Origin of the sequence: Serratia sp. FDAARGOS_506, assembly GCF_003812745.1 — a bacterium.
Taxonomy (GTDB): domain Bacteria; phylum Pseudomonadota; class Gammaproteobacteria; order Enterobacterales; family Enterobacteriaceae; genus Serratia.
On record NZ_CP033831.1, the window covers coordinates 186,732 to 212,563 of the forward strand.

Below are 25,832 nucleotides of genomic sequence, written 5' to 3' on the forward strand. Positions count from 1 at the left end.
ATGAGCCCATTGAAAGCCGGTGACACAGCGCCGAAATTTAGTTTGCCTGACCAGGACGGTGAGGAAATTAATTTGGCCGACTTCCAGGGACAGCGAGTATTGGTCTATTTCTATCCGAAGGCGATGACGCCGGGCTGCACCGTGCAAGCCTGCGGCCTGCGGGACAACATGGACGAATTGAAAAAGGTCGGCGTCGAAGTGCTGGGCATCAGCACCGACAAACCGGAAAAACTGTCGCGCTTCGCCGAAAAGGAGCTGCTCAACTTCACGCTGTTGTCTGATGAAGATCATCAGGTGTCGCAACAGTTTGGCGTGTGGGGCGAGAAAACCTTCATGGGCAAGACCTACGACGGTATTCACCGCATCAGTTTCCTGATCGACGCCAAAGGCAAGATTGAAAAAGTGTTTGATGATTTCAAAACCACCAATCACCACGACATCGTTCTGAGCTACCTGCAGCAGTAATTCTCACGAAGCGCAGCGGCCTGCTGCGCTTCTTTTCTTTCCTGTCAGTCGGCCTTGTCTTCCACCTCGACCCGCAGTTCATCCGGCCAGGCATGGATCACCGCCTTCACCAACGTCGCCAGCGGTATGGCGAAAAACACGCCCCAAAAACCCCACATCCCGCCGAATACGATCACCGACAGGATAATCACCAGCGGATGCAGGTTGACCGCTTCGGAGAACAAAATAGGCACCAGCAGGTTGCCGTCCAGCCCCTGCACCACCAGATAGGCGACGATCAGCGTCCAGAAATCGGCGCCGACGCCCCACTGGAACAGCGCCACCACCACTACCGGTATGGTGACCAGCACCGCACCGATGTAGGGGATCAATACCGAGAAGCCCACCAGCACCGCCAGCAGCAGCGAGTAGCGCATGTCCAACACGGCGAACACCAGGTAGGTCGCCACGCCGACAATCACCATCTCCAGCACCTTGCCGCGGATGTAATTGGTGATCTGCTGATTCATCTCGTTCCAAACCTGCCCCGCCAGGCCGCGATTGCGCGGCAGCACGCGGCGCACCGCGTTTAACAGCTGCTCTTTGTCCTTCAACAGGAAGAACATCATCATCGGCACCAGGATCAGGTAGATGGCCAGCGTCAACAGACCGACCAGCGACGCCAACGAGAATTTCACCACCGATTCGCCCATGCCGGACAGCCGGCTGCGCAGGTTTTCCGCCATCATGTCGATGATGCCGGCATCCACCAGCGCCGGGTAACGCTTCGGCAACGTCGCGGCAAAGTTATAGAACTGATTGAGCATGCCCGGCAGATCGCTCATCAAATTGATGCCTTGCTGCCAGGCGGTCGGCGCGACGACGAACACCAGCAGCATGGCGACGCCCGCAAACACCAACAGCATGATGCTCGCCGCCCAGGTGCGCGAACAGCCGATGCGCTGCAGGCGCGCGGTCGGCCACTCCAGCAGATACGCCAGCACGATGGCGACCAGCAACGGGGTCAGAATGCCGTGCAGAAAATAGAGAATGAGGAAGCCGGCGACCAGGATCACCAGCAGCGCGATAGCCTGCGGATCGGTGAAGCGGCGGCGGTACCACTGTAATAACATCTCCAGCATCAGAGCGGGCTCCTCGAGATTTGGCGGGCGGGCATGGCGATTCCTGTGATGGGCCTGATTAAAGCATAGATAGAACGGGCGCACGTGGGGTGTGCAACGCACTCAGAGTACTCAAAGTTCGCCATACATCAACAGCGATTTGGCTGAATTTATCGCGCCGGCGAGCGATCGGCGCAAAAATCCGCAGATGCTGCGTCAGACCAGGTGAACGGCCCCGGACGGGGCCGCAGAAGATTACAGCGTGCTGCTGATGGAGAGGGGTGAACCGACCGCCAGTGCGAACAACAGTACACAGCCGATCGCGATCGCCGCCGCCAAATCATTTTTCATTGTCCCGTCCCTTGATGCTTAAAGTGAATATCGTCACGAACTCTGTCGGTTCTACGTTGACGGACTTTGCCGATGCACACCATTAAAAACCCCCGCCTAAGCGGGGGAGGAAACCTTCTGGTGCAGCAAGTATTACAAGGAGGTCATGAGGGATTGCTAACCCTAAATGACTATTTCAAGCTAGGATTATTCCCATAACATGGCAAGCGATCGCGTCGAGGTTATCCGCACTTTGAGATAAACCTCATAAAAAAATCCCGCACGGCAGCGGGATGAAGGGATGATAACGTCATAAATTTTTTATGCGGACAATGAGGCGGTATTGTCGTCATTTGGCGACAATACCGCGCCGCCACGGTGGTCACAAGGGAAATCTGACTGCCGTAAGGAAATCAGAATTTCCCCAATACACGCGATCGTATGCCCGCTGCCATCAACGAAAAGAAATGGGATTTTCGTCAGACAGACGTCGGACAAAAACCGGTAGCATAGCCGTCATAATCCCAAACGCCGTAGGGGGAAAGATGAACAACAAGCCGTTTGAATTTGATGAAGCGATATGCCTGGCAATTGGCCGTGGCGTCTGCGAAGTCGTGAAGTTAGGAGATGAAATCAGCGTTTGCTCCCTGCTGGAAGCCATCGAGAGTTTTATCGAGCGACAGGCGCTCAGCGAGAGCGAAGTCGCGGCGGCGGACGACGCGCTGGATCTGATCACCGGTTTGGTCCGCCGCCAGTGCTGACGCCTGTTACGAGGCGCAGCCGATGAGCCGTTGCTCTACCGTGACGCCGGGCATCATTTGCCGTAAACCGGCAATCAATTCATCGCCCGCCGCGTGCAGCGCCGCCAACGGCATTGCCGGCAGGCTCTCCAGGATGAACCACATCCGTTCGGCCTCGGCGCTCAACCGGGTTCTGACGCCCTGACGCCAGTTCCAGCGGCGGCAGGTCACGCCGCGATCGTCGCGCCAGACCACCTCCCCCGCCTCCGGCGATTCATGGATCACCACTCCCTCCTTGACAGTATCAAACAGCTCGCTGCCATCCGCGACGATCAGCCGCGGCTCACCGACATAAGCCGCGATATTCTCGCCCCCCACCGGCACCGCATAACGAATGCTGACGGCGTTGTAGAGATCGACCACCGGATCGATGCTGGGCATCGAGCCATCGCGCAGCGCGCGCTTGCGCAAGGCGTCGGCGGAACAGGACGTACGCTTGGGCTTGGCACCAAACTGCATGAAAACATCGCGCCAGGCCGAAAGATGCGCCTCTGCCCAGGGCACGTCCTCCTCGCCGAGGGCGCGACAGGCCTGCGCTAACGCCAGCGCCCCCACGTCCGGGTTGGTTATGGGAGCCGCGGCCACGGTAATGCTTAACGCCCGGAAACCGGGCGCCAGCACAGCGACGGCCGGATCGATTGACGGATCGACTAAAATCATTGAATAATCCTATATTGACCATTTTATTCCATGATATTGACCGATGAGCGAAAAAGTCAACAGACCGACCGAGTTCGGCGCCGACGTGCAAACCGTCAGCGAAGCGGTGTCGCGCCGCATCAAACAGCAGCGAAAAAACCAAAAGCTGTCGCTGGACGAATTGTCGCGCCGGGCGGGCGTCAGCAAGGGCATGCTGGTAGAGATCGAGAAAGGCAGCGCCAATCCCAGCATCGCCATCCTGTGCAAACTCGCGGCGGCGCTGGGCCTGTCGGTGGCGGACATCGTCAACGTGACCCGCGCACCCGCCGCCTACCTGATTGAAAGCCAAGACATTCCCACGCTGTGGCATGGCGATCGCGGCGGCTCGGCCCGCTTGCTGGCTGGCACCCGTGGCCCGAACATGATAGAACTGTGGCGCTGGAAAATGGCGCCGGGGGAAGCCTATGCATCGGGCGGCCATCCGGCGGGCACCTTCGAGCTGTTGCACGTTGAACAAGGCGTCTTGAGCCTTGCCGTCGAACAAACCGAGCTCAGGATTACGCCAGGCTGTTCGGCGGTCGCCAGAACGGACGGCCCTCACCGTTACGCCAACGAGGGCGAAGACACGCTGATTTTCACCATGACGGTCGCCGAACTGCACGCCTGAACGGCGGCCCAAATCTTAACGCTTGCACAGGAGAAGAACCCTCATGACAATCCCTGCCCCACGGGAGTGGCGGCGTGCTGACTATCTCGTCAGCACCGAGCCCGCCCTGCTGGATCTTGACGCCATTCATGCGTTTCTGACCCGTTCGTCATGGGCGGAGGGCATTGATAAAGAGACCGTTCGCCAGTCCCTCTCCCACAGCCTGTGCTTCGGTTTGTATCACGGCACCAGACAAATTGGTTTCGCCCGGCTGGTCACCGATTACGCCACCTTCGGCTATCTGTGCGACGTTTACGTGCTGGAGACGCATCAAAAAGGCGGGTTGGGCCTGTGGCTGGCGGAATGCTGCCAGGCCCATCCACTGATGGCGACGCTGCGGCGAATCATGCTGGTCACCAGCACCGCCCCCTGGCTCTACGAAAAAGTGGGCTATACCGCCATCAACTGCCCCGATTTTGTTTGGCAGATCGCCCGCCCGGACATCTACCGACGGTAAGGTGTTTGCGCTGGCCAGGCGCTATTTCAGCGCCTGCTCGGCCAGCAGCCCGAGGGCGATGACGATCATCGCCGCGCCGGAGATGCGCCCCACGACCTTCGCGGCCTGCGGGCGCGTGCGCAGCACCGACTGCGAACCGAATCCCACCAGCAGGTACACCAGGCCGCAGCTGATCAAATGCACAACGCCCAACGCCAGCATCTGCACCGGCACCGACCATTCGGCCCGAGCGTCGGTAAACTGCGGCAGCAGCGCCAGAAACAGCAGAAACACCTTGGGGTTCAGCCCGCTGACGCACACGCCCTTGCCGGCCCAGCGCAGCCACGAATCGGAACGCTGATCTTCACCGGCGCCTGGCACCGGCGGGTGCAACAGCATATTGAAACCGATCCACAATAGGTAAGCCGCCCCCAGCAAGGTAAGCGCCGTCAGCGCCAGCGGATTGCCGACCAACAGCGCGCCGACGCCCGCCACGACGATCGCAATCATCAACAAATGGCCAAACAGCAAGCCGGCAACGGCGGGCACCACCACCCGGCCGCGAATGCCCGCCGAGATCACATAGGCCCAATCCATACCCGGGGTAATCACCAACAAAATCGACACCGCCCAAAAAGCGGCAAACAGGGCGAGCGTCATGCCGGCCCCCTCTCAAACGCGCCGCGCCACACCGAACAAAGAACCATTGCGCTTTCCTCGTGGAAGAAAAACGGCCTCCGCCTGCCGCGGCGGCCGTCAAAACCGTTCGACAGATGGCAAGAATATCCTCAAGGCGTTAAAATGTGCTTTCAATTACTTGCCTAAAATCGGCATAAGCGGGGAAATTTTTCCAAATGGATAAGATTGATCGCAAGATTCTTGCTGAACTGCAGGCCGACGGGCGATTGTCCGTGACCGAGCTGGCCGAACGGATCGGTTTGAGCGTGTCCCCCTGCCACCGCCGGGTGCGAGCGTTAGAGGAGTCCGGGGTGATCAGGGGTTACCGAGCCCAGCTCGATCCTGGCAGCCTGGGCTATAACTTTTCCGCCCTGGTGTTCGTCACCATGCGCGAAGGCGATCGCCGCGCCGTTGAAACCTTCGAAAACGCCATGATGGACATTCCACAGGTGGTGCAGGCGCAGCGGCTGTTTGGCGATCCCGACTACCTGTTGCACGTGATCGCCCGCGATCTGCCCGCCTTTCAACAGCTTTACGACGAGAAACTCTCCGCTCTGCCGGGCGTGCAGCGCCTGAGCTCCACGCTGGTGATGAAAACTGTGGTGCCGGAGCGCTCATTCCTGCCATTGGGCCAATAAAGACAAGAAAGATCTTGCTCACATCGTAATTTAAGGGAGCGTTGAGGTTATCCAAGAATAATATCGCTTTAAATGTTGCACATAAAAAACAATTTTAATGGTATAAAATCATACTTCACTCAAAAGCAATTGCGCGTGAAATAGGAAAAGGCGTGGTCACATAATTTATGTGACCACAAAAAGATAAAAAAGCAATATGAGTTAAACTATCATGCGTTATCATTCAATTTATTAGTTGCAACTCTTCTCCTCCGTACAAAACCATTTATCTTATTGGTATAGCCGTAATGCAAAGCCAGCCCCACAAAGATAATAGCCGTGACACAAGCGGCAATGTAAATCGCTAGACTATGAATACCAATAGTGTTAAGAACCATATACACAGCAGTCACAACCAATATGTGGGAAATATAAATCTCGTAAGAAATATCCCCTAAAACATTGAGAGGACGTATGAACTTGTTTTTTAAATTTATAAAACCAACAAAGAGAACGGCTGAGGGCAAACCACAAATAACAAATCGTGGAAGCGAAGTTTTATCGAAGACAAAATAAAGGACAATAGCAGCCCCAATCATTACGTATGGATTGACTTTCAACTTTTCGTTTTTATAAAGCAGATAGAGCATCATCCCCATACAAAACTCAACAGATATACTGTTGGTAATACCTAACACCAGAGGTGAATCACCACTATATATAAAGCCGACAATAACCAGAGATAAGATAACAACGACAGTGCAGAATGCAGTTTTCCTGATGTCATTAAACGACAAGAACAAAGAGAATATTATATAAAACATCATTTCATAACATAAGGTCCACACAACTGGGTTTAGATATTGATAGCTCCCAATTTTAACAGGTATTAGAAAGACAGACTCTATAATATATGTCCCGCTAAATGTACTGTTTATCAGCCCCGGTTTAACTGAATATACCAACAGTAAGGGAACAATAATTAAATAATGAAGTGGCAATATCCTCAATGCTCTATTCTTTATAAATTTCACCGAGGTTTGCGGTTTTCCATCACAAACATACATCATTATGAAGCCTGAAATAATGAAGAATATGTCAACACCAATACCGCCTCTCTCAAAAGCGACCCCCGACCACCCTGTTGAGTAAGCTTTTCCCATGATATGGGTAAAAATGACAACAACTGCAGCAATTCCCCGCAGCCATTGTATTTGATTAAGGTTTTCCCGCATTATACCCTCAAAGACGCATAGGTAACAAAAAGTAAACTATAACTCATAAACAAAAAACCAATAAACTTTTTTGTATGTCCAAGCAACATATGAATACACGGATGTCTCTTGTTCGTCACCATGCGCGAAGGCGATCGCCGCGCCGTTGAAACCTTCGAAAACGCCATGATGGACATTCCACAGGTGGTGCAGGCGCAGCGGCTGTTTGGCGATCCCGACTACCTGTTGCACGTGATCGCCCGCGATCTGCCCGCCTTTCAACAGCTTTACGACGAGAAACTCTCCGCTCTGCCGGGCGTGCAGCGCCTGAGCTCCACGCTGGTGATGAAAACCGTGGTGCCGGAGCGCTCATTCCTGCCACTGGGCAAATGACAACGGGAGCGTGACCGCTCCCGTTTTGACTTCCTTAAGGCACAATCACGAAATCCGGATTGGCGACGGCGAACAGCGCCTCGCGATCCGCCGCCGGTGGGTAAATCCACTGCGTGTTGATCTCCTGTTTAATCTTTTTGCCTTCCTGACGGGTAAAGCGTACCTGGCGCTCCCAGCCTTCGGTATACAGTGCACCCCAGGGCCCCAGGTCCAGGCAGGTCACATACTTCGGCTGGCTGTACGGGTGCGTCGGCAACCCCGCCAGCTCCGCCGCCGCATTGTGGCCGGCCACGCGGCCAAGGCTCATCGCATGCTGGCAGGTCATCAGGTTGTGATTACCGAGCTCGTCGGTCGCCGCCTTCACCGTATCGCCGGTCACGAAAATGCCCGCCGCCGCCGGCGCGCGCAGGAAGGCGTCGCCGATCACCCGGCCGTTGCCGTCGCGCTCGCCGGGGATCTGCTCGGTCAGCGGATGCGCCCGCACGCCCGCCGCCAGGATCACCGTGTTGGCGGCGATGCGCTCACCGTTCGACAGCATCACCCCCTCAGCGTCGATAGCCGAGACGCGCAGGCCGGCTCGCGCTTCCACGCCGCATTCCGCCAGCGCCTGGCGTATCACCGCCCCCGGCTCCGCACCCATCCCGGCGCCCACTTCCGGCGCGGTATCGACGATCACTACACGCACGTTCTCGTCTTTGCCCAGCACATCCCGCAGCCGCTGCGGCATCTCCGCCGCACTCTCCAACCCGGTCAGCCCCGCTCCCACCACCACGGCGGTGTTACGCGCCGGCGTCGACGGTTTGGCCGCCAGCGCTTTGATATGGGCATCCAAACGCTGCGCGCTTTCCAGCGTATCGACGTTGAAACCGTATTCGGCAAAGCCCGGTACCGCAGGCACGGAAAGCCGACTGCCGGTGGCCCACACCAGACGATCGTAGGCCAATTCAAGGGACTCCCCCGTCGCCTGCACCACAGTGAGCGTCTTGGCGGCGGCATCGAGGCGCTCTACCGTCCCGGCCAGGTGCCGCGCGCCGACCGCGGCGAGCTGTGCGGAAATGTCTGGGTTCATGTTTTCCAGCACCGCTTCATACAAGCGCGGCCGGATGGTAACCGTTGGCGTCGGCGAGACCATGAGCACCTCGATATCGTCCTGCTTACCGGCGAGGGTAATGGCGCGCATGGCGGACACGGCGGCCCAAAAACCGGCAAAACCGGAACCGGCAATCACTATTTTCTGCGTCATGGGATGACTCCTTCATACAGGGTTAACCGGGCGATAAAGCTGCCCGCAGTTTTTTCGGATGAACGATGCCGTTCCGCTCCCGTAGCAGGGTGCAGAAGGCCCGCCCGCCCCTTCCGAAGAGGCGGGAAAAAGTGTGTCTGGCTTTAAGAAAAGGTAGGGCTTAGGTTTTGGTGCGCGCCGTTTTGCCGCTGCGCGCGGTGCGCTCCGTCATGCGCTCGTCAAGCCAGAGGTTGACCTCACCGAAGAAGCCCTGCGGCGCCTTGCGGCCAAAGCGGGCCGCGACGGCGCCGAGGGTCTGCGCCGCCAGCGCGTCGCGCATCGCCTTCTCCGCCTGCAGCATTACCGCATGGATAGCGCATTTGCCGGAGACCGCCCAGTCCGGTGGGGAGTCATCAAACACCGCGCAGCGCCCGCGCACCTCCTGGCAATCGAACAGCGGCTTGTGCCCTTCGATGGCGTCAATGATCGCCAAAAAGCTGATCTCGTCCGCCGGGCGGGCCAGGCGGTAGCCGCCGCGCACTCCTTCGCTGGCGGCGACGATCCCCGCCTTTTCCAGCTTGGGGAAAATCTTGGCCAGAAAGCTGGGGGAGATGCCCTGCAGCTCGGCGAGTTCGCGGCTGCTGAGCGCGCGCTGGTTATCGCCGACCAGCCACAGCAGGCAGTGGATGCCATATTCAACGCTGGTTGTGATATACGCCATATGTCCTTTTTCAACCGTCTATGAATCTTCAATAACACAGACTATATGAGTCTGCGTTTACCTTGTCAATAAAACACAGATCAACTTTGTCCGCGTTTTGTTGGCAATGCATGCCGCAAGCGACGCAGAAAGCGCTCTTCAAAATGAAAAATAAAACTTTTTTGCCCGATTCGCGCCCGGCTAACGTTTCCTTGTCGCCTGCGGCTGACTATGATGTGATGGGTGCCGCCGCCGCGGTTTATGAACCGCAGCACTTTCACGCGGATTGCATCGTGGGAATAAAGAACTCTTGTCTGCTGCTGACGTCTTAGAAATGATTATTTAAGGGAAACGCCTGACTATGACCAACCGGTTGACCAAAACCGCGTTAGCGGTGCTGCTGCTCGGCACGCTGAACGCCACCGCCCTGGCACCAGCACAGGCGGAAAGCCAGGACCAGTTGCCGGACATGGGCACCTCCGCCGGCGGCACCCTGAGCATCGGACAAGAGCTGGCGATGGGCGATTTCTACGTGCGCCAACTGCGCGCCAGCGCCCCGCTGATCAACGATCCGCTGCTGAGCCAGTACATCAACCAGTTGGGCAATCGGCTGGTGGCCAGCGCCTATTCGGTGCGTACGCCGTTCCATTTCTATCTGGTGCGTAACGACGAGATCAACGCCTTCGCTTTCTTCGGCGGCAACGTGGTGCTGCACTCCGCGCTATTCCGCGTCAGCGACAACGAAAGCCAGCTGGCTTCGGTGCTGGCGCACGAAATCTCGCACGTCACCCAGCGCCATCTGGCGCGCGCGATGGAAGATCAACAACGCAACGCCCCGCTGACCTGGGTGGGCGCACTCGGTTCCATCCTGCTGGCGATGGCCAACCCGACCATGGGCATGGCGGCGCTGAGCGGCACCATGGCCGGCACCCAGCAGGGCATGATCAGCTTTACCCAATCGAACGAACAGGAAGCCGACCGTATCGGCATTCAGGTACTGCAGCGCGCCGGTTTCGATCCGGAAGCGATGCCCGACTTCCTGCAAAAACTCTCGGATCAGTCGCGCTACGCCTCCAAACCGCCGGAAATGCTGCTGACTCACCCGTTGCCGGACAGCCGCCTCTCCGACGCGCGCAACCGCGCCAACCAGATGCCGAAACACATCGTACAGTCTTCACAGGACTATCTGATGGCCAAAGTGCGCGCACTGGGCATGTATAGCTCGGAAGGCTACGGCCTGAACGAAGAGCTGCTCGGCTCACTCAGCAAAGGCAACGTGCGCGAACAGGCGGCCGCCAAATATGGCCGCGCCATCCTGTTCTATGAAGCGAAAAAATATGACGATGCGCGCAACATCATTCAGCCGATGCTGGCGCAGGATGCGAAAAACGTCTGGCTGATCGACCTGATGACCGACATCGATCTTGGCCAGAAACGCGCGCCACAGGCCATCGCCCGCCTGCAGGCGGCCAACGCGGCCCAGAACAACAACCCGGTGCTGCAGCTCAACCTGGCCAACGCCTATGTCGAAGGCAACCAGCCGGCGCAGGCTTCGAAGATCCTGAACCGCTACACCTTTGCCCATCCGGACGATCCGAACGGGTGGGATCTGCTGGCGCAGGCCAGTGCCGCCCAGGGGCTGCGCGATGAAGAGCTGTCGGCCCGCGCCGAAAGCCTGGCGCTGACCGGCCGGCTCGATCAGGCCATCGGCCTGCTCAGCAATGCCAGCTCGCTGCAGAAACTCGGCAGCCTGAAACAGGCGCGCTACGATGCGCGCATCGACCAACTGCGCCAACTGCAACAGCGCTTCCGCCAATACCAGCGCAGCTGATTCAACAAGGAATGAACGCCATGAAAAACGTCACGATTTACCACAACCCGCGCTGCTCCAAGAGCCGTGAAACCCTGGCGCTGCTGGAGCAGCACGGGGTCGATCCCAAAGTGGTGCTGTATCTTGAAACGCCCCCGTCGGCCGATGAGCTGAAAAAGCTGTTGAAGGAGTTGGGCTTCACATCGGCGCGCGATCTGATGCGCAAAAAAGAAGATCTGTACAAGGAATTGAAGCTGGCGGACGACAGCCTGAGCGAAGAACAGCTGCTGGCGGCGATGACCGCGAATCCGAAACTGATCGAACGCCCGATCGTGGTGAAAGGCAGCAAGGCGCGTATCGGCCGGCCGCCGGAGCAGGTGCTGGAGATTTTGTAATCGTCCGGCAAGCCTCTTATTGAACCGCAAAATACTAATAGCCCTGAACAGGGCTATTTTTAATTGGTTGTTATATAAATACTTTTCATCATCACAGTCTTCTTCCCCTGCTATGCTGCGCAAACGCCAAATCTCTCGGTGAAACAGCCGTTGACAATCGTCAACACCCCACCTACCCTGATCGCATCACTGGACGAGCGATGAAAAAACACCCAGACAAGCACATTCAGGCGGCATTAGCTTACGCCCTTTCTCAGGGTTGGCATTTTCGGCCCAGCAAGGGGCACGCATTTGGTCGGTTACATTGCGCCTTTGCCGGGCACCAAGAACATATGATGAGCATCTGGAGCACGCCAAAAAACCCAGAGGTACATGCCAAACAGATTCGGCGCAAAGTCGATCACTGCCTGGCGCTGTCGCAGAAAAAATAACCGGAGAATCACCATGACGCTCTATCATTTCGCATTGACGCTGGGCGGGGTCACGGCCGATACCGCCGGGCTGGAAGATGCGCTGTATACGGCGGGATGCGATGACGCGCTGATCTGTTTCTACGGTAAAGCCGTCTATCTCGAGTTTGATCGAGAAAGCGATAATTTTGCCCACGCGATTTGCAGCGCCATCAGCGATATTGAATCCGCAAATATCGGCGCCAAGGTGATATCGGTGGACTCCAGTCTGGTGGGATTAAGCGATATTGCCGAGCTCACTGAACTGTCGCGTCAGGCGATCGCCATGCTAAAAGACGGGACTCGCGGCGCCGGCGGCTTCCCTTCCCCCATTCAACGGCTCGGCGGCGCCTCACCGCTGTGGCGCTGGGCTGACGTGGCGGCCTGGTTGGCACAGCAGGGGAAAATCGACCCACGGCTTGCAGACAATGCACAGTGTCTGGAACATATCAATCTCGCTTTGCAACTGCGAAGCGATCGGCAACGCCAGCAGGTTGAGCACTACTGTTCCCTGCTGGAGCACGCGGAAAAACAGACTTGATGGCTCGCTACAGCCCCAGGATCTCTTTAACGAACGGGATAGTCAGCTTGCGCTGCGCGGTGATCGAGGCGCGATCGAGCTGATCGAGGGTCATAAACAGCGTGCGCATCTCGCGATCCAACCGTTTCAACAGGAAGCGGCCCACGTCTTCCGGCAGCTCGAAGCCGCGCAGTTTGCCGCGCAGCTGCAGCGCCAGCAGTTTCTCTTCGTCCGACAGCGGCTGCAGCTTGTAGATCTGCCCCCAGTCCAGGCGCGAAGCCAGATCCGGTAAACGCAGGTTGAGCTGACGCGGCGGACGATCCCCGGTGATGAACAAGCGGGTGCGGCCGGTCTCCAGGATGCGGTTGTAGAGGTTGAAGATCGCCATCTCCCACTCTTCGTCGCCGGCGATGCATTCGATATTGTCGATGCAGACCAGCGCCAGCTGCTCCATGCCGTCCAACACTTCAGGCACGAAGTAAGCGCGTTTGTCGAGCGGCACATAGCCCACCGCTTCCCCCTTCTGCGAAAGCTCGGCGCAGGCCGCATGCAGTAGATGGCTGCGCCCGCCGCCTTCACGCGACCAAAAATAGATATAGCTGCCATGTTCCTGACGGACGGCGGATTGGATCGCGGCTAATAGGGATGGGTTCTCACCCGGATAAAAACTGGCGAAAGTTTCATCATCGGGAAGATAAAGTGGCAGTGAAAGCTGTGCCGGCGTATTCAGAGAAGCACCTCAACCAAAACTGGCAGAAAAACGCGTGCAGTTTAACACAGAAAACGGGCGCTGTTGAACCGGCAGGATCTTATGCCGCAATAGTGAACAATGCCTTAGCGCCGTTTAATCGATTGCGGCCTCCTCACCGGCAAGAATAATCTGATATCAAACCCTAACTCCATGCCTACGCAGGTTAAATTTGTAATTTAAGTAAAACCTGACCTAGTATAGTTAGGCAAAACGCAATCACCATCAACAAGGTTTCTGCAAGGATATAGACGATGAAAGTATGGAATAAAGTGCTGTTAGCCTCCTTTATCGGGTTGTTGGTTGCCGGCTGTGATGACTCTTCCAAGGTTGATGCCAACCTGGATAAAGCCAAAGACAGCGCCGAGCAGATGAAAGATGCCGCCCAGAAAAAAGCGGACGATCTGACGGACAAAGCGAAAGCGACGGCGGATGAAATCAAAAAAGAGGCCGCCACGCAGGCAGACCAGCTGAAGGACAAAGCCTCAGCGATTAAAGATGAAGCCGCCAAGCAGGCCGATGCCATCACCAACGACGCCAAGGCCAAGGCCGCCGCGATCAAGGATGATGCCGGTAAACAAAGCCAGCAGTTGGTGGATCAGGCCAAGGCCATCAAAAACGACGCCATCAATGGCGCTAACGATCTGACCGAACAGGCCAAGGCGAAGACCGAAGCCATCAAGAACAGCGCCGAAAACAAAGCGCAAGAGTTGAAACAAGAGACCGATGCGGCGGTGAACGGCAATACGCAGCCGGCCACCCAGCAGTAAGCCATACTCAGCCACCAAGAGAGGAGCAGTAAATGGGGATTATTTCCTGGATTATCTTCGGCCTAATCGCCGGTATTTTGGCTAAGTGGATCATGCCCGGCAAAGACGGCGGCGGTTTTATCCTGACCGTTGTGCTGGGGATCGTCGGTGCCGTGGTCGGCGGCTATATCAGCACCTTCTTCGGCTACGGCAAGGTTGACGGCTTCAACTTCGGTAGCTTCGTGGTAGCGGTTATCGGCGCCATCGTGGTGCTGTTCGTATACCGCAAAATTCGCAGCTGATGCGAGTACCCTAAGTCAAAAGGGCAGCCCCTGGGCTGCCCTTTTCGTTATTTCTGCTCCGCCGGTTCGTCCGGCGCGTCAAGCACCTCTTCTTCCTTGCGGAACAGGCTGATGACCTTGAACAGCAGGCTCAGGCCGATACCGACGATGGTCGCCAGCGCCATGCCTTTCAGCTCCGCCGCGCCGATATGCACCTTGGCGCCGCTCACGCCGATGATCAGGATCACCGAGGTCAAAATCAGGTTTTGTGCCTTGTTGTAATCCACTTTGGACTCGATCAGCACGCGAATGCCCGAGGCGCCGATCACGCCATACAGCAGCAGGGAAACGCCGCCCATCACCGGCACCGGCACCGCCTGGATCGCCGCCGCCAGCTTGCCGATGCAGGACAACAGGATAGCCAGTACTGCCGCGCCGCCGATCACCCAGGTGCTGTAGACCTTGGTGATGGCCATCACGCCGATGTTCTCGCCGTAGGTGGTGTTCGGCGTGGAACCGAAGAAGCCGGAAAACACCGTCGAAATGCCGTTGGCGAACATTGAGCGATGCAGGCCCGGATCGCGGATCAGGTCTTTTTTCACGATGTTGGCGGTCACCACCAGGTGGCCGACGTGCTCGGCGATCACCACCAGCGCCGCCGGCAGAATGGTGAAGATGGCGAACCACTCAAAGCGCGGAGTGTAGAAGGTCGGCAGCGCGAACCAGTGCGCCTCGCGGATCGGAGTCAAATCTACCACGCCCATGAAGAACGACAGCGCATAGCCCACCAGCACGCCGATCAGGATCGGGATAATCGCCAGGAAACCGCGGAACAGCACCGAACCGAGCACCGTAACCGCCAATGTCACCAGCGAAATGGTGATGGTGGTCGAGTCGGCGCTGGTGCCTTCCGCCGGCAGCAGCCCCGCCATGTTGGCCGCTACGCCCGCCAGCTCCAGGCCGATAACGGCAACGATCGCCCCCATCGCCGCCGGCGGGAACATCACGTCCAGCCAGCCGGTGCCGGCTTTTTTCACGATCAGCGCCACCAGGCAGAACAGCACGCCGCACATGATGAAACCGCCTAACGCCACTTCATAACCAAGCGGCAACAGCAGCAGCACCGGCGAGATAAACGCGAAGCTGGAACCGAGGTAGGCCGGGATCTTGCCTTTACAGATGAACAGATACAGCAGCGTGCCGATGCCGTTGAACAGCAACACGGTCGCCGGGTTGATCTTGAACAGGATAGGCACCAGCACGGTGGCGCCGAACATGGCGAACAGGTGCTGGAAGCTGAGCGGAATGGTCTGGAGCAGCGGCGGGCGCTCGCTGACGCCGATGGCGCGACGGGTCATGTGTGCTTTTCCTCTGAGTCATTAATCGTTATGCAAGCTGAATTGTCTATGCTCAATGGATTTCAAGTTACAGCCAGGCGGCCAAGGCAATAATCCCCAGGAGCTTATATCAAATAAGTGACTGGGGTTATTGCCTGCAGCCAACAACGCTGTAGCTTGAAAGACGAAGAGCATAAAAAAGCCGACTCGTTAAGTCGGCTCAAATGTTTACTTGGTACCAAATATCTTGTCGCCCGCATCGCCCAGGCCAGGCACGATGTAGCCCTTGTCGTTCAGGCACTGATCGATGGAGGCGGTGTACAGCTCAACGTCCGGGTGCGCTTTCTCCAGCGCGGCGATGCCTTCCGGCGCCGCCACCAGGACCAGCACCTTGATGCTGTGGCAGCCGGCTTTCTTCAGCAGATCGATAGTGGCGATCATCGAACCGCCGGTGGCCAGCATCGGGTCGACGACCAACGCCATGCGCTCTTCGATGTTGGAAACCAGCTTCTGGAAGTAAGGCACAGGCTCCAGGGTTTCTTCGTCGCGGTAAACGCCCACCACGCTGATGCGCGCGCTCGGCACGTGCTCCAGCACCCCTTCCATCATGCCCAGGCCAGCGCGCAGAATAGGCACTACGGTAATCTTTTTCCCTTTGATCTGATCCACTTCAACTGGCCCGCACCAGCCTTCGATGGTGACTTTTTCCGTCTCCAGATCGGCGGTCGCTTCATAGGTCAGTAAACTACCCACTTCTGAGGCCAGCTCACGGAAGCGTTTGGTGCTGATGTCATTTTCGCGCATCAGGCCAAGCTTGTGTTTTACCAGCGGGTGTTTCACCTCAACGATCTTCATCATTTTTCTCCTATTAAGGTGGTTGCGGCCAAAAAAATCGCGGGATTATACCTCCTTTTTTTTGCCGCGCCACCCACAATAGCCCGATCGGGATCAACAAAAGTTTGAATATCAGTATAGATGACGAAAAAGCGGAGCCGGTTCACAAGCCGCTCGCAAACGTTTGCCTGCGCTGTTAGAATTGCCGCGCCTTATTCCGGAATCAACATCGGAAGCACAGTTTTCAAACCGCAAACCGTCGTGGGGAATCGCGCAGTGACCGACAAAACCTCTCTCAGCTATAAAGACGCAGGTGTCGATATCGATGCAGGCAACGCATTGGTAGACCGCATCAAAGGTGTAGTTAAACAGACCCGTCGCCCGGAAGTGATGGGCGGTCTGGGCGGGTTTGGCGCCCTGTGTGCGTTGCCGCAGAAATACCGCGAGCCGGTGCTGGTTTCCGGTACCGACGGCGTGGGCACCAAGCTGCGTCTGGCGATGGATTTGAAACGCCACGACACCATCGGCATCGATCTGGTGGCGATGTGCGTCAACGATCTGGTGGTTCAGGGCGCCGAGCCGCTGTTCTTCCTCGATTACTACGCCACCGGCAAGCTGGATGTGGACACCGCAGCCAGCGTGATCACCGGCATCGCCGAAGGCTGCAAACAGTCCGGCTGTGCGCTGGTGGGCGGCGAAACCGCTGAAATGCCGGGCATGTACCACGGCGAAGACTACGACGTGGCCGGTTTCTGCGTCGGCGTGGTCGAAAAATCCGAGATCATCGACGGCAGCAAAGTGCAGTCCGGCGACGCGCTGATCGCCCTGGGCGCTTCCGGCCCGCACTCCAACGGCTACTCGCTGGTGCGCAAAATCCTGGAAGTGAGCAACACCGATCCGACCGCCACTCAGCTGGAAGGCAAGCCGCTGGCCGACCACCTGCTGGCGCCGACCAAGATTTACGTGAAGTCCGTGCTGGAGCTGATCGAGAAGGCGGACGTACACGCCATCGCTCACCTCACCGGCGGCGGCTTCTGGGAAAACATTCCACGCGTGCTGCCGGAAGGCATGCAGGCGGTGATCGACGAAGCCAGCTGGCAATGGCCGGCGGTGTTCACCTGGCTGCAGCAGGCCGGTAACGTCAGCCGTCATGAAATGTACCGCACCTTCAACTGCGGCGTAGGCATGGTCATCGCCCTGCCGGAAGCCGAAGTGGAAGCGGCCATCGCGCTGTTGACCGCAGCAGGTGAAAAAGCGTGGAAAATCGGTAAACTGACCGCCTCTTCCGACGAACAACAAGTGGTCATCAACTGATGAAAAAGATCGTGGTGTTGGTCTCCGGCCAGGGGAGCAATCTCCAGGCGCTGATTGACGCCTGCCAGCAGGGGCGCATCGCCGCCGAGATCGTGGCGGTGTTCAGCAACAAGGCGCAGGCTTACGGCCTGCAGCGCGCCAAGGCGGCCGGCATCGCCGCCCAAGCGCTGGATGCCAAGGCTTACGCCGATCGCGCGGCGTTCGACGCCGCGTTGGCGGACGCTATCGACGAGTACCAGCCCGATCTGGTGGTGCTGGCCGGCTACATGCGCATCCTCAGCCCGCAGTTCGTGCAGCGCTATGCTGGCCGCATGCTGAACATTCACCCTTCCCTGCTGCCGAAATACCCGGGGCTGCATACCCACCGTCAGGCCATCGACAACGGCGACAGCGAGCATGGCACTTCGGTGCACTTCGTGACCGAACAACTCGACGGCGGCCCGGTGATTTTGCAGGCCAAGGTGCCGATTTTCGCTGACGACGAGGAGGATGACGTGGTTGAACGGGTGCAAACCCAGGAACACACGATCTATCCACTGGTGGTGAGCTGGTTCGTCGACGGCCGCTTGGCAATACGCGATGGCGCCGCCTGGCTGGACGGCGAACGCTTGCCTGAGCAGGGTCACGCCGCCGACTGATGCGCGCAGCCTGAACCTTGCCTAAACGGCGCCCATGCGGCGCCGTTTTTTTTCGCCTTCATCCATTCTGTGAAGTTATACTTTGCACAATTTCACGGCACAAAGGAGCCCACATGTCCAGCACTGCCAGCGTCAGGTTACGCCCATTGGAACGGGACGATCTGTCGTTCGTCCACCAGATGGACAACAACGCCAGCGTTATGCGCTATTGGTTTGAAGAACCCTACGAAGCCTTTGTCGAGCTTTCCGATCTCTACGACAAACACATCCACGATCAGAGCGAGCGCCGCTTTATCATCGAGCACGAAGGCGCCAAGGTCGGCCTAGTGGAACTGGTGGAGATCGATCACATCCACCGCCGTGCTGAGTTCCAGATCATCATCGATCCCGCCCACCAGGGCAAAGGCTACGCCAGCACCGCCGCCCGTCTGGCGATGGACTACGGTTTCTCGGTGCTGAACCTGTACAAGCTGTACCTGATCGTCGACAAGGAGAACCCGAAGGCGATCCACATCTACAGCAAGCTGGGCTTCAACGTGGAAGGCGAGCTGATCGACGAGTTTTTCGTCAACGGCGAATACCGCACCGTGCTGCGCATGTGTATCTTCCAGCCGCAATACCTGGCGAAGTTCAAAACGCCTAATGATAAGCCGCTGGTGAAGTGACGCTTAGCAAAAAAAAGAGAAAACCCGCGAAAGCGGGTTTTTTATTGGGAATAAGCGACTAGTATTAATGGATGCTATTTTATCGTCAGGAAATAGCCTGATGAATGCGGAAATAAATAATATTCAGCCGAGATAATTAATCGAACAATAATTCATATTGATAGTAAGAGTTCCCTCTGCCTCTACAAAGGAAAAATGCCATGACAACCGTCTCAAACCTGATGCTTTTTATCGGCCTGGCGATGCTCGCCATCGCCGCCGGTCTGAATACCTATAGCGGCTACGCGCCTGCAGATCCCAATAGCGCCCCGCTGTTTTCCCCGCTCTGGTGGACGCGCTGGTTCCCGCTCTATGCCTCGGGCGGTGCGTTGCTGCTGGTGGGGCTGGTGTTGCGGGTTTCGGGGCGGGAACGTTAAAAAAACAGAAACGGCTCCGAAGAGCCGTTTCTATGTATAAGTCAGGTCCAATCTTCATAGCCGCTATCATGGATCCAGACGATGCCGCCGGGGCATTCCTCTGTCAGAAACCAGAATCCGTCGAAGGCATCGGCATCCATTTCCTCCTGATTTTTGGGGAAAACATGTTTAAATAGCGATATTTGCTCACTAGTGCTGCCTCGAAGATACTTACCATGAGAAGCCAACCTAATTTTCCCATCTTCAAGTAGCATCTGTAATAGTTGAAAGAAAAATGATTTTCTTTGACTAAAACTTGGTTCCTCGCCATAACACTCTGGTAGTGTCACATGCCAGATTGCATTCATCGAATGACCTTCTAAGGCATTCTTGTATTCGAGAAATTCCTCAGCTGTAATTTTCATATGAGTTACCTAAATTTAATTTCAATAGGTTTTTTAACTTTTCCCTGTAGATTATTGAGTTGTTCATTTTTTATAATTTCAATCGTCCATCGAGCCTTTGTGCTATCTTCACTTTTGGAAAAATCTCTAAGATTGATAACCATTCCATCTTTTTTTGCAAAGTAAACCATGCCTTTCGGAGTTTTCTTCTCTTCCAATGGTACCGTTCCAGCTAGCGACTGAGCGTAGTCGATGATTTCTTGTCTTGACAGTTTTCCTGTCGCAAAAACCTTGGTTGTTCCATATTTATTGCTTCCACCTTCGCCCAGAACCTGCTCAAACTGCTGACCAAACACGTTCAGCTTACTTTCGTTCTGTTTCGGGTCAAACACCTTAACCAACTGGTTAGTGTTAACCTTCTGTATTTCCCGCAAATAATCTGCCGTTTTAGTCGACAAATTCGCCCCGGCTACCGTTTCTCCTTTGATAAAATCGGCAACCGGCTGAGTGTTGAACGTTTTTGTTTTGTATAGTTCATCGGAAGCGTTCACCAGCTGTCGGCTCAACTTCCTCACGCTGTCTTCGGTCTTACCCAAAATCAATGTGCTGCCGGTGGTTACGGCGCCAGTACCAATAATCGCCTCTGGTGCCACAATGTCTGCCGCATAAATACCGGCCTGGTTCAGACAAAGCGCGGGGTTAGTTTTGCAACCGGCAATTGCCAATCGTGCCGCCAGAACCAATTCTGGCGCAGCTCCCACCAGCGTCATTCCCCCCGCAGTAAGTACCAGACCGCCGCCACCTACGGTCGCCACTATTGCGGCAGCTTCTCGGCGAGCCACAACACGTTTTGCCGCAGCAACATCACCTTTATCAGCGGCCAAAATGTCTTTCTGATTATCCAGCGCATACTGCATCAACATATGTTCGGTCATGTTGTAGCGATAAACCGACTGCGCACTGTCCGCAGCACTGTAGGCGCCTTCCGGCGTATGCGTTGTCAACGCCCCGGTCAAAGCCCCGATCACTCGTGCCGTTTGCTCTTTTACTTCATTGCCGTTTAGCGCTTCCTGCAAACGGTAGAGCTGGCGTTCCTTTTCGTTGAGATTGGCCGGTTCGAACAGCGTGCTCTGCATCACGACGCCGGCCAGCTCCGCTGCCAGCGCCCCGGCAGCAGCCCCTTTACCGTCGCCGCGCCCGATTTCCGCAGCGATGCCTGCCACAACCGCATGGCTGACAGACTTCCCGGCCGCACCCAGAACGTCGCCGTTATCCCCAATCAGGTTGGCGCCCTCGGCCTGAACCTGGCTGCCGATGTTCGCCAGCAGCGCATTGGTCAGGTTGTCCTTGAAGCTGCCGCCGTTGATGGCGGTATTCAGGCTGGAGCTGATGACGGATTGCCCGGCCACCCGCTGCGCCACCTTGCTCCAGTCGCCGTTGCTCAGCTGCGGCAGTTTGACGTTGTTTGGGTTAAGCGGTTTGCCTGCCGCATCCTTGCTCCAGCCCATCGCGCTGTCAAAGCCGTTGAGCGCGCCGCCGATCGCCATCGCAGTGGCGGTCGCCCTGACGTTTTCATTGCTGCCCAGCGCCTGCAGGGTTTTCGACAGGTTGCCTTGGTTTTCCACCAGCGCGACCGCCGCCTGGGAGGCCAGCGAAGACATCCCGGCCGTGACCGCGCCGCTGGTTACCGCCCCGCCGCCCACGGCGCCGGAAACGCTGGAGGCCGCCGTGGCCGCCAGTGAACTGCCTGCGGTCACCGCCGCGGCCGCAATGGCGATCACCGCCGCCACTGCCGGGTTCAGGTGCTGGCTCTTGTAATCCCAGCTGTCGTAAGCGTCTTTGACCTTGCTCCACTGCACGTCGTTGCGCTTATTCAGATCTTTGACCCAGGTGGTGCCCGGCGTATTGCCCAGGGCGTCGATGGCGCTTTGCAGCGCCTGGCCGTTTTTCACCTTCACATCGGCGCTGACGCCCTTGGCAGCCTCTACGATCAAGGCGCCACCGGTATGAATGCTCGGCAGTACCCACTTATTGTCTTCGTACCCTTTGTTGGCCTGCTTGATAAAGAAGCCTTTCGAATTGCTGACGGTCTGTTCGAAAGAGGTGTTTTTCACCGCGCGGAAGTTAACCTGACCATGCGTGCTGGTCAGGCGCGCATTTTGCCCTGCGGCGATTTTACTGGCTTCATAGGTGCTGTCGTCGCGGCTCATCAGCGTGATATTGCCAGCGGCGGTAAACTCGGTGACCTTGTTGGTCACGTCATGGCGGGTCTGTTTAACCTCGGTTTTCTTGCCCCACCATTTGCGCTTGGTTTCCTTTTTCTCGTAGTGGCTGGACTCTTCCATCGCCTGAGCGTAGAGATAGCCGCCCTTGGCGGCGATATCCATATTGCCGGCGCGCATGGCTTCAGCCTGGTTGTGGGCGTCGACCTGAGCTTTTTGTTTGGCCTCGTCTGCCCCTTTACTTGTCGCCTCATTGCGGGCGGTTGCCAGACGTGATTGTGCGCCATCGCGGTCTTGTGTGGCCTGAGAGAGGCGCTGTTGTGCATCATTGAGGGCGGATTGTTCGGCATTGATTTCATTGGGGAGCGCATTCGCTCGTTTCTCCTTTTCCAATAAATCATGGGTAATGCCGATACCTTCGGCTGCGATGGCAGCACTTTGTTGCCATAAACCCCAGTCGTTTATTTCCATTAGCTTGCCGTGCTTGGCTGTAAACTCTTGAGATTTCTTGATTACCTCCGCTTGTCTTTGTTTTAGCGAGTTAATGTCACGCTGCAGCGTAGTTAACTCATTGCTTTTACCGTGCTTCGCTTGTTCAGCGCGACTCTTATCCTGCTGCGCCTGATTAATGCGCTGCTGCGCATTTTGAAGTTGCTGCTCGGCAACGGCGATGCGGCTGCCCCAATCCGTCACCGCTACCGGCGGTTTCCAGTTCGCTCCCAACCCTTTAACCACCAGCTTGGTCGCCTGGAACAGAATGCTGCCGCCGGAAATCACCGTCATCAGGCCACCGGCATTCAGCTCGGTACCTTGCTGGGTACGGGTTTCGGTGAACTCGTTGCCGCCCTCGCGGTAGGTGTGGTTCTGCACCGCCTCAAAGCGCATGTCGCCACCGGAGGTCAGCGCCATGTTGGCGCCGGAAGTCAGCTTGGCGCCGTAAGTCAGCAGTTGGTTATTCGCCGCCGCGGTCAGGTTTTTCCCGGCGCTGAGGGTAGTGACCACATGGCGATCGTCTTTGTTGTTGTCATTGGCGGCATCGATAGCGGAATAGGCGACATTCGATAACCATAGATTCTGCCCGGCCAGCAGCGTGATATTGCCGTTGGCGGAGAGCGCGCCGCCCTGTGTGCCGATGTCGCGGGCTGAGTTAATCAGTAAATTGCCGCCGGCGTGTATCTTGCTGCCGAGTTCAGGGGTACGTGAAGTTGCAAAAAGATGCCCATAGTTACCACCCAGCGCCCGGTAGTTGAGGTCGGCATTATGCCCGGCCAGCAGCGTCACATCCTTGCCAGCATTGATATTGACACCGCGCAGCGCCAGATAACCGCCACTATTGAGTGAGACCGAGCCAGTGGCATTCAGTTTTCCAGTGTTCAGCAGGCCATTGAAGTAGTGTTGCTGCTTGTCTGAAGGCAGATATTCACCGGGGCGATCGCGCATCAGAACGGCATCATTTTTGATGAGAGAGATGCTACCGGAAGCAGTTATGCTGATGTTACGACTTTGTGGCGCCAGCAGCGTATTGAGCAACGTAATGGTGCTGCCCGCCGTCAGCGTCAGGTCACGAGAGGCCTGCAGACTGCCCAGCCAACGCACACCATCCTGATGGTAGTAATTAGGCTTTTCGCTGGTGTGAACTTTTATCTCACCGGTACGCGCGGTAAGCGCGATGTCTTGCCCTTTCAGTTCGCTTTGCCATACATCGATAGTATTAACGGCACTTAAATTCAGCTCTTTGCCGGCAGACAGGATACCTTGCCCCAGTACGATGCGATCTTCTGCGATAGCGGTGATATTGCCTGTCGCGTTGATGGCATCGGTATTGACGATGTTAGCCGCATGCAGGAGCACATTCTTTGCCCTGATGGCTTCTGGACGCCCGGCAGTATTAATGTCGTTGAGTTGGCCTTCATTGGGCGTTACCGTTCTGATGTCGATCTGACTCTTGAAGTCCGCCGTCAGATTGCCATCAGCGACAATACCCCCCTCAGTTCTATTGTCATAAGTCCAACGGTAAGCTCGATCTCCGGTATTGGCATAACTTAATGGTGGGTAAGGCCATCCCAGTTTCTCATATTGCAGGTAGGCTTCCGTATCGGGTTTAAATTTGTTGAAGCGTTCTTTTGTGCCAAAGGCATGATTGATGGAGCTGAAGGCGTTACCTGTAAGGATCATATCTCCCTTAGCCTTCAATTGGCTGGCATCATTCCACAATGAGCCAGCATTAATGTAGCTATTTTTGCCAGACACAATAATGGCAGGGGAAGAGTTAGATATAACGTGGGTTCGAATTCGCTCATCAAGTATCCAAGTAGATGAATGCCGGTTTGCATAAGTACACTCATATGCTGTCGTACAAGGTAGTAGCCATTTCTCCCACTTCGACATGTCTTCTTTATAAAGATCTTGTCGGTTTTTTATATCTCCGTTTTTATACGCATTGAATACGCTGCCAAATAATCGCATTCCTTCTTGATCAACAGGCTCTATTTTTTCAGAAATCGCGAATGTCTGCCGCACGTTATTGAGCTGCTCAGTCCGTATCACCAAATCGCCACTGTTGGTCTGAATGCGCGCGGAGCGATTTTCTATCTGTTTGGATTTATTCCCCTGAGCGTCTTTCTGGATCCAGAGATTATTGTTGCTATGCAATGCGGTGTTGTCACCATCACGTAATGCCACATTGCGTACCGTATCGGCAAACACTCGCATATCGCGGTGCGCCGTCACGTTACCGTTATTGTTGAGCGTATCGGCAGCCAGCGTCACGTCACGTTCGCCACGCACCTTAACGCCTGATGAGATATGAATTTCTCTGGCGCTGGCGTTCAAGTCTGTCGCGGCGTGTGTATTGCCCAACTCAATCATCCCGTTCACGCTCAGCGTAATATCTCGCTGTTTGCTGGTGAGGTCTTTCAGGTTCACCCCTACTCCATCCTCATTGGCCACCAGGCGGATTTTGTTGGCGTACATGCCCCCCAGCACTTTGGTATCCACGGCCAGTTGGGGTTTAGCGCCTTCACCGGCGATCGGTTTGATGCTGCCGTCCTTGAAGCTGATGCGGTTGGCGCCCTGGGTCAGCGACAGGTTTTGCGCATTGATTTTGCCGTTCAACTCAGTGGCGCGGCTGATGATATCGACGTAGTCGGCGCCGCTGCCGTCCAGCCCTTTATCGCCGATGGTGACACCGCCTTTTTTCACCTCCAGCGCTTCCAGCGCGCCCTGCTTGTCGAACTGCGGTTTGCCGGTGGTTAACGTCACGCCCGGCGCATTGATAAAGCCGCAGCCGTCGCAGGTGATGCCATTCGGGTTGGCGATCATCACGTTGGCCTTGTTGCCGAATACCTCGAGCTTGCCCTGCAGCTCGGAACGACTGCCGCCGATCACCTCATTGATGATCAACTCCGCCGGTTTTCCCTTCAGGTAGGTGTTGCCCTGCGCGCTGTAGATCTCCACGCCCAGTTGCGTTTTGCCGCCGTGCGTGGCGTTATTCAATACGGCGCCCTGTGGCCCAACGTTGAAATCTTTATAGGTGTTGTGGGAGATGCCCGCACCGTTCGGCGTGGCTATATTCACCACCGGTACGTTCCCCGGCTTGATAACCACCTGCGTATTGCCATTGGCGGCGGTGATACCGGCAGCAAACGCCGGGTGCAACGGCTGGAAAGCCGTCAGGTAGATCAGCAAATAGCTGGCGCCGCGCGCCAACGGAGGGTTGAGCTTATCCATATTCATTCCTTCGAAAGGATGTTGTTTTGAACGCCGAGGCGC

Annotated in this window: 26 protein-coding genes and 1 pseudogene; 16 read left to right on the top strand and 11 right to left on the bottom strand. The window is 56.4% G+C overall.

Features of this window, described 5'->3' with window-relative positions:
* Positions 1-465, top strand: a complete 465-nt coding sequence (gene bcp, locus EGY12_RS01230; protein WP_064291279.1) for a thioredoxin-dependent thiol peroxidase — start codon at positions 1-3, stop codon at positions 463-465.
* Between the two features lie 44 nt (positions 466-509).
* Here the strand turns inward: bcp and EGY12_RS01235 are convergent, their stop codons facing one another.
* Positions 510-1,586, bottom strand: a complete 1,077-nt coding sequence (locus tag EGY12_RS01235) for an AI-2E family transporter (RefSeq protein WP_004941690.1) — start codon at positions 1,584-1,586, stop codon at positions 510-512.
* An 854-nt stretch (positions 1,587-2,440) separates the two neighbouring features.
* Between EGY12_RS01235 and EGY12_RS01240 the strand changes: the two genes are divergently transcribed.
* On the top strand, positions 2,441-2,656 hold the full coding sequence (locus tag EGY12_RS01240) for a hypothetical protein (RefSeq protein WP_123892321.1): 216 nt from the start codon (positions 2,441-2,443) through the stop codon (positions 2,654-2,656).
* A gap of 6 nt (positions 2,657-2,662) precedes the next feature.
* Here the strand turns inward: EGY12_RS01240 and EGY12_RS01245 are convergent, their stop codons facing one another.
* The gene (locus tag EGY12_RS01245; protein WP_123892322.1) at positions 2,663-3,355 is read right to left on the bottom strand and encodes a B3/4 domain-containing protein; all 693 of its coding nucleotides are present in this window, start codon (positions 3,353-3,355) and stop codon (positions 2,663-2,665) included.
* 43 nt (positions 3,356-3,398) lie between these two features.
* Here EGY12_RS01245 and EGY12_RS01250 point away from each other — a divergent pair, with 43 nt between their 5' ends.
* Both EGY12_RS01250 and EGY12_RS01255 read left to right on the top strand, forming a co-directional pair.
* Entirely contained in the window at positions 3,399-4,001 is a 603-nt protein-coding gene (locus tag EGY12_RS01250) for a helix-turn-helix transcriptional regulator (RefSeq protein ID WP_123892323.1), read from the top strand.
* 43 nt (positions 4,002-4,044) lie between these two features.
* Positions 4,045-4,497, top strand: a complete 453-nt coding sequence (locus tag EGY12_RS01255) for a GNAT family N-acetyltransferase (protein WP_123892324.1) — start codon at positions 4,045-4,047, stop codon at positions 4,495-4,497.
* Between the two features lie 21 nt (positions 4,498-4,518).
* On the opposite strand, the gene EGY12_RS01260 is transcribed toward EGY12_RS01255, so the two are convergent.
* Complete coding sequence (locus EGY12_RS01260; protein WP_123892325.1) at positions 4,519-5,136, bottom strand: LysE family translocator; 618 nt, start codon at positions 5,134-5,136, stop codon at positions 4,519-4,521.
* A gap of 194 nt (positions 5,137-5,330) precedes the next feature.
* Between EGY12_RS01260 and EGY12_RS01265 the strand changes: the two genes are divergently transcribed.
* A complete protein-coding gene (locus tag EGY12_RS01265) occupies positions 5,331-5,792 on the top strand; it encodes an Lrp/AsnC family transcriptional regulator (RefSeq protein WP_060441168.1) in 462 nt (153 codons plus the stop codon).
* A gap of 209 nt (positions 5,793-6,001) precedes the next feature.
* On the opposite strand, the gene EGY12_RS01270 is transcribed toward EGY12_RS01265, so the two are convergent.
* On the bottom strand, positions 6,002-7,006 hold the full coding sequence (locus tag EGY12_RS01270) for an acyltransferase (RefSeq protein WP_123892326.1): 1,005 nt from the start codon (positions 7,004-7,006) through the stop codon (positions 6,002-6,004).
* Positions 7,007-7,111: 105 nt separating this feature from the next.
* Between EGY12_RS01270 and EGY12_RS01275 the strand changes: the two are divergent.
* Positions 7,112-7,378, top strand: a pseudogene (locus EGY12_RS01275) (Lrp/AsnC ligand binding domain-containing protein); the annotation flags it as partial.
* A 34-nt stretch (positions 7,379-7,412) separates the two neighbouring features.
* On the opposite strand, the gene EGY12_RS01280 reads toward EGY12_RS01275, so the two are convergent.
* Together EGY12_RS01280 and EGY12_RS01285 are read right to left on the bottom strand one after the other, a co-directional pair.
* Positions 7,413-8,621 (bottom strand): NAD(P)/FAD-dependent oxidoreductase, encoded by a 1,209-nt coding sequence (locus EGY12_RS01280; protein WP_123892327.1) that lies wholly within the window; start codon positions 8,619-8,621, stop codon positions 7,413-7,415.
* A gap of 160 nt (positions 8,622-8,781) precedes the next feature.
* Positions 8,782-9,321, bottom strand: coding sequence for an Rrf2 family transcriptional regulator (locus EGY12_RS01285; protein ID WP_123892328.1), 540 nt, complete (start codon positions 9,319-9,321; stop codon positions 8,782-8,784).
* 340 nt (positions 9,322-9,661) lie between these two features.
* Between EGY12_RS01285 and EGY12_RS01290 the strand changes: the two genes are divergently transcribed.
* From EGY12_RS01290 to EGY12_RS01305, 4 genes are all read left to right on the top strand, one after another.
* Positions 9,662-11,131 (top strand): M48 family metallopeptidase, encoded by a 1,470-nt coding sequence (locus EGY12_RS01290; RefSeq protein WP_110147259.1) that lies wholly within the window; start codon positions 9,662-9,664, stop codon positions 11,129-11,131.
* A gap of 20 nt (positions 11,132-11,151) precedes the next feature.
* Complete coding sequence (gene arsC, locus EGY12_RS01295; protein WP_033648817.1) at positions 11,152-11,505, top strand: arsenate reductase (glutaredoxin); 354 nt, start codon at positions 11,152-11,154, stop codon at positions 11,503-11,505.
* 200 nt (positions 11,506-11,705) lie between these two features.
* A complete protein-coding gene (locus tag EGY12_RS01300) occupies positions 11,706-11,936 on the top strand; it encodes a hypothetical protein (RefSeq protein WP_033644019.1) in 231 nt (76 codons plus the stop codon).
* Positions 11,937-11,949: 13 nt separating this feature from the next.
* Positions 11,950-12,495 (top strand): AlpA family transcriptional regulator, encoded by a 546-nt coding sequence (locus tag EGY12_RS01305; protein WP_123892329.1) that lies wholly within the window; start codon positions 11,950-11,952, stop codon positions 12,493-12,495.
* A gap of 7 nt (positions 12,496-12,502) precedes the next feature.
* Here EGY12_RS01305 and hda read toward each other — a convergent pair whose 3' ends face one another.
* Complete coding sequence (gene hda / locus EGY12_RS01310; protein ID WP_025159568.1) at positions 12,503-13,204, bottom strand: DnaA inactivator Hda; 702 nt, start codon at positions 13,202-13,204, stop codon at positions 12,503-12,505.
* Positions 13,205-13,476: 272 nt separating this feature from the next.
* Here hda and EGY12_RS01315 point away from each other — a divergent pair, with 272 nt between their 5' ends.
* A complete protein-coding gene (locus tag EGY12_RS01315) occupies positions 13,477-13,992 on the top strand; it encodes a hypothetical protein (protein ID WP_019452428.1) in 516 nt (171 codons plus the stop codon).
* 32 nt (positions 13,993-14,024) lie between these two features.
* Entirely contained in the window at positions 14,025-14,273 is a 249-nt protein-coding gene (locus EGY12_RS01320; protein ID WP_004941647.1) for a GlsB/YeaQ/YmgE family stress response membrane protein, read from the top strand.
* A gap of 47 nt (positions 14,274-14,320) precedes the next feature.
* Here EGY12_RS01320 and uraA read toward each other — a convergent pair whose 3' ends face one another.
* Positions 14,321-15,610 carry a uracil permease gene (uraA, locus tag EGY12_RS01325; RefSeq protein WP_021504398.1) on the bottom strand — a complete coding sequence of 430 codons (1,290 nt, stop codon included), beginning with the start codon at positions 15,608-15,610 and terminating at the stop codon, positions 14,321-14,323.
* 207 nt (positions 15,611-15,817) lie between these two features.
* The gene (upp, locus tag EGY12_RS01330; protein WP_004941642.1) at positions 15,818-16,444 is read right to left on the bottom strand and encodes a uracil phosphoribosyltransferase; all 627 of its coding nucleotides are present in this window, start codon (positions 16,442-16,444) and stop codon (positions 15,818-15,820) included.
* Positions 16,445-16,699: 255 nt separating this feature from the next.
* On the opposite strand from upp, the gene purM reads away from it, so the two are divergent.
* From purM to EGY12_RS01350, 4 genes are all read left to right on the top strand, one after another.
* Positions 16,700-17,737, top strand: a complete 1,038-nt coding sequence (gene purM, locus EGY12_RS01335; RefSeq protein ID WP_025303843.1) for a phosphoribosylformylglycinamidine cyclo-ligase — start codon at positions 16,700-16,702, stop codon at positions 17,735-17,737.
* Positions 17,737-18,375, top strand: coding sequence for a phosphoribosylglycinamide formyltransferase (gene purN, locus EGY12_RS01340; protein ID WP_123892330.1), 639 nt, complete (start codon positions 17,737-17,739; stop codon positions 18,373-18,375). Before purM ends, purN begins: the two co-directional genes overlap by 1 nt.
* A gap of 113 nt (positions 18,376-18,488) precedes the next feature.
* Positions 18,489-19,040, top strand: coding sequence for a spermidine N1-acetyltransferase (speG, locus tag EGY12_RS01345; RefSeq protein WP_004941631.1), 552 nt, complete (start codon positions 18,489-18,491; stop codon positions 19,038-19,040).
* Between the two features lie 200 nt (positions 19,041-19,240).
* Complete coding sequence (locus EGY12_RS01350; RefSeq protein WP_123892331.1) at positions 19,241-19,456, top strand: hypothetical protein; 216 nt, start codon at positions 19,241-19,243, stop codon at positions 19,454-19,456.
* Between the two features lie 41 nt (positions 19,457-19,497).
* On the opposite strand, the gene EGY12_RS01355 is transcribed toward EGY12_RS01350, so the two are convergent.
* Both EGY12_RS01355 and EGY12_RS01360 read right to left on the bottom strand, forming a co-directional pair.
* Complete coding sequence (locus EGY12_RS01355; protein ID WP_047730111.1) at positions 19,498-19,860, bottom strand: DUF596 domain-containing protein; 363 nt, start codon at positions 19,858-19,860, stop codon at positions 19,498-19,500.
* Between the two features lie 5 nt (positions 19,861-19,865).
* Positions 19,866-25,790 (bottom strand): DUF637 domain-containing protein, encoded by a 5,925-nt coding sequence (locus EGY12_RS01360; protein ID WP_123892332.1) that lies wholly within the window; start codon positions 25,788-25,790, stop codon positions 19,866-19,868.
* Between the last annotated feature and the right edge of the window lie 42 nt (positions 25,791-25,832).

Coding starts and splice junctions, on each gene's coding strand:
- bcp (WP_064291279.1), top strand. CDS start 1: ATGAGCCCATTGAAAGCCGGTGACACAGCGCCGAAATTTAGTTTGCCT.
- EGY12_RS01235 (WP_004941690.1), bottom strand. CDS start 1,586: ATGCTGGAGATGTTATTACAGTGGTACCGCCGCCGCTTCACCGATCCG.
- EGY12_RS01240 (WP_123892321.1), top strand. CDS start 2,441: ATGAACAACAAGCCGTTTGAATTTGATGAAGCGATATGCCTGGCAATT.
- EGY12_RS01245 (WP_123892322.1), bottom strand. CDS start 3,355: ATGATTTTAGTCGATCCGTCAATCGATCCGGCCGTCGCTGTGCTGGCG.
- EGY12_RS01250 (WP_123892323.1), top strand. CDS start 3,399: ATGAGCGAAAAAGTCAACAGACCGACCGAGTTCGGCGCCGACGTGCAA.
- EGY12_RS01255 (WP_123892324.1), top strand. CDS start 4,045: ATGACAATCCCTGCCCCACGGGAGTGGCGGCGTGCTGACTATCTCGTC.
- EGY12_RS01260 (WP_123892325.1), bottom strand. CDS start 5,136: ATGACGCTCGCCCTGTTTGCCGCTTTTTGGGCGGTGTCGATTTTGTTG.
- EGY12_RS01265 (WP_060441168.1), top strand. CDS start 5,331: ATGGATAAGATTGATCGCAAGATTCTTGCTGAACTGCAGGCCGACGGG.
- EGY12_RS01270 (WP_123892326.1), bottom strand. CDS start 7,006: ATGCGGGAAAACCTTAATCAAATACAATGGCTGCGGGGAATTGCTGCA.
- EGY12_RS01280 (WP_123892327.1), bottom strand. CDS start 8,621: ATGACGCAGAAAATAGTGATTGCCGGTTCCGGTTTTGCCGGTTTTTGG.
- EGY12_RS01285 (WP_123892328.1), bottom strand. CDS start 9,321: ATGGCGTATATCACAACCAGCGTTGAATATGGCATCCACTGCCTGCTG.
- EGY12_RS01290 (WP_110147259.1), top strand. CDS start 9,662: ATGACCAACCGGTTGACCAAAACCGCGTTAGCGGTGCTGCTGCTCGGC.
- arsC (WP_033648817.1), top strand. CDS start 11,152: ATGAAAAACGTCACGATTTACCACAACCCGCGCTGCTCCAAGAGCCGT.
- EGY12_RS01300 (WP_033644019.1), top strand. CDS start 11,706: ATGAAAAAACACCCAGACAAGCACATTCAGGCGGCATTAGCTTACGCC.
- EGY12_RS01305 (WP_123892329.1), top strand. CDS start 11,950: ATGACGCTCTATCATTTCGCATTGACGCTGGGCGGGGTCACGGCCGAT.
- EGY12_RS01315 (WP_019452428.1), top strand. CDS start 13,477: ATGAAAGTATGGAATAAAGTGCTGTTAGCCTCCTTTATCGGGTTGTTG.
- EGY12_RS01320 (WP_004941647.1), top strand. CDS start 14,025: ATGGGGATTATTTCCTGGATTATCTTCGGCCTAATCGCCGGTATTTTG.
- uraA (WP_021504398.1), bottom strand. CDS start 15,610: ATGACCCGTCGCGCCATCGGCGTCAGCGAGCGCCCGCCGCTGCTCCAG.
- upp (WP_004941642.1), bottom strand. CDS start 16,444: ATGAAGATCGTTGAGGTGAAACACCCGCTGGTAAAACACAAGCTTGGC.
- purN (WP_123892330.1), top strand. CDS start 17,737: ATGAAAAAGATCGTGGTGTTGGTCTCCGGCCAGGGGAGCAATCTCCAG.
- speG (WP_004941631.1), top strand. CDS start 18,489: ATGTCCAGCACTGCCAGCGTCAGGTTACGCCCATTGGAACGGGACGAT.
- EGY12_RS01350 (WP_123892331.1), top strand. CDS start 19,241: ATGACAACCGTCTCAAACCTGATGCTTTTTATCGGCCTGGCGATGCTC.
- EGY12_RS01355 (WP_047730111.1), bottom strand. CDS start 19,860: ATGAAAATTACAGCTGAGGAATTTCTCGAATACAAGAATGCCTTAGAA.
- EGY12_RS01360 (WP_123892332.1), bottom strand. CDS start 25,790: ATGGATAAGCTCAACCCTCCGTTGGCGCGCGGCGCCAGCTATTTGCTG.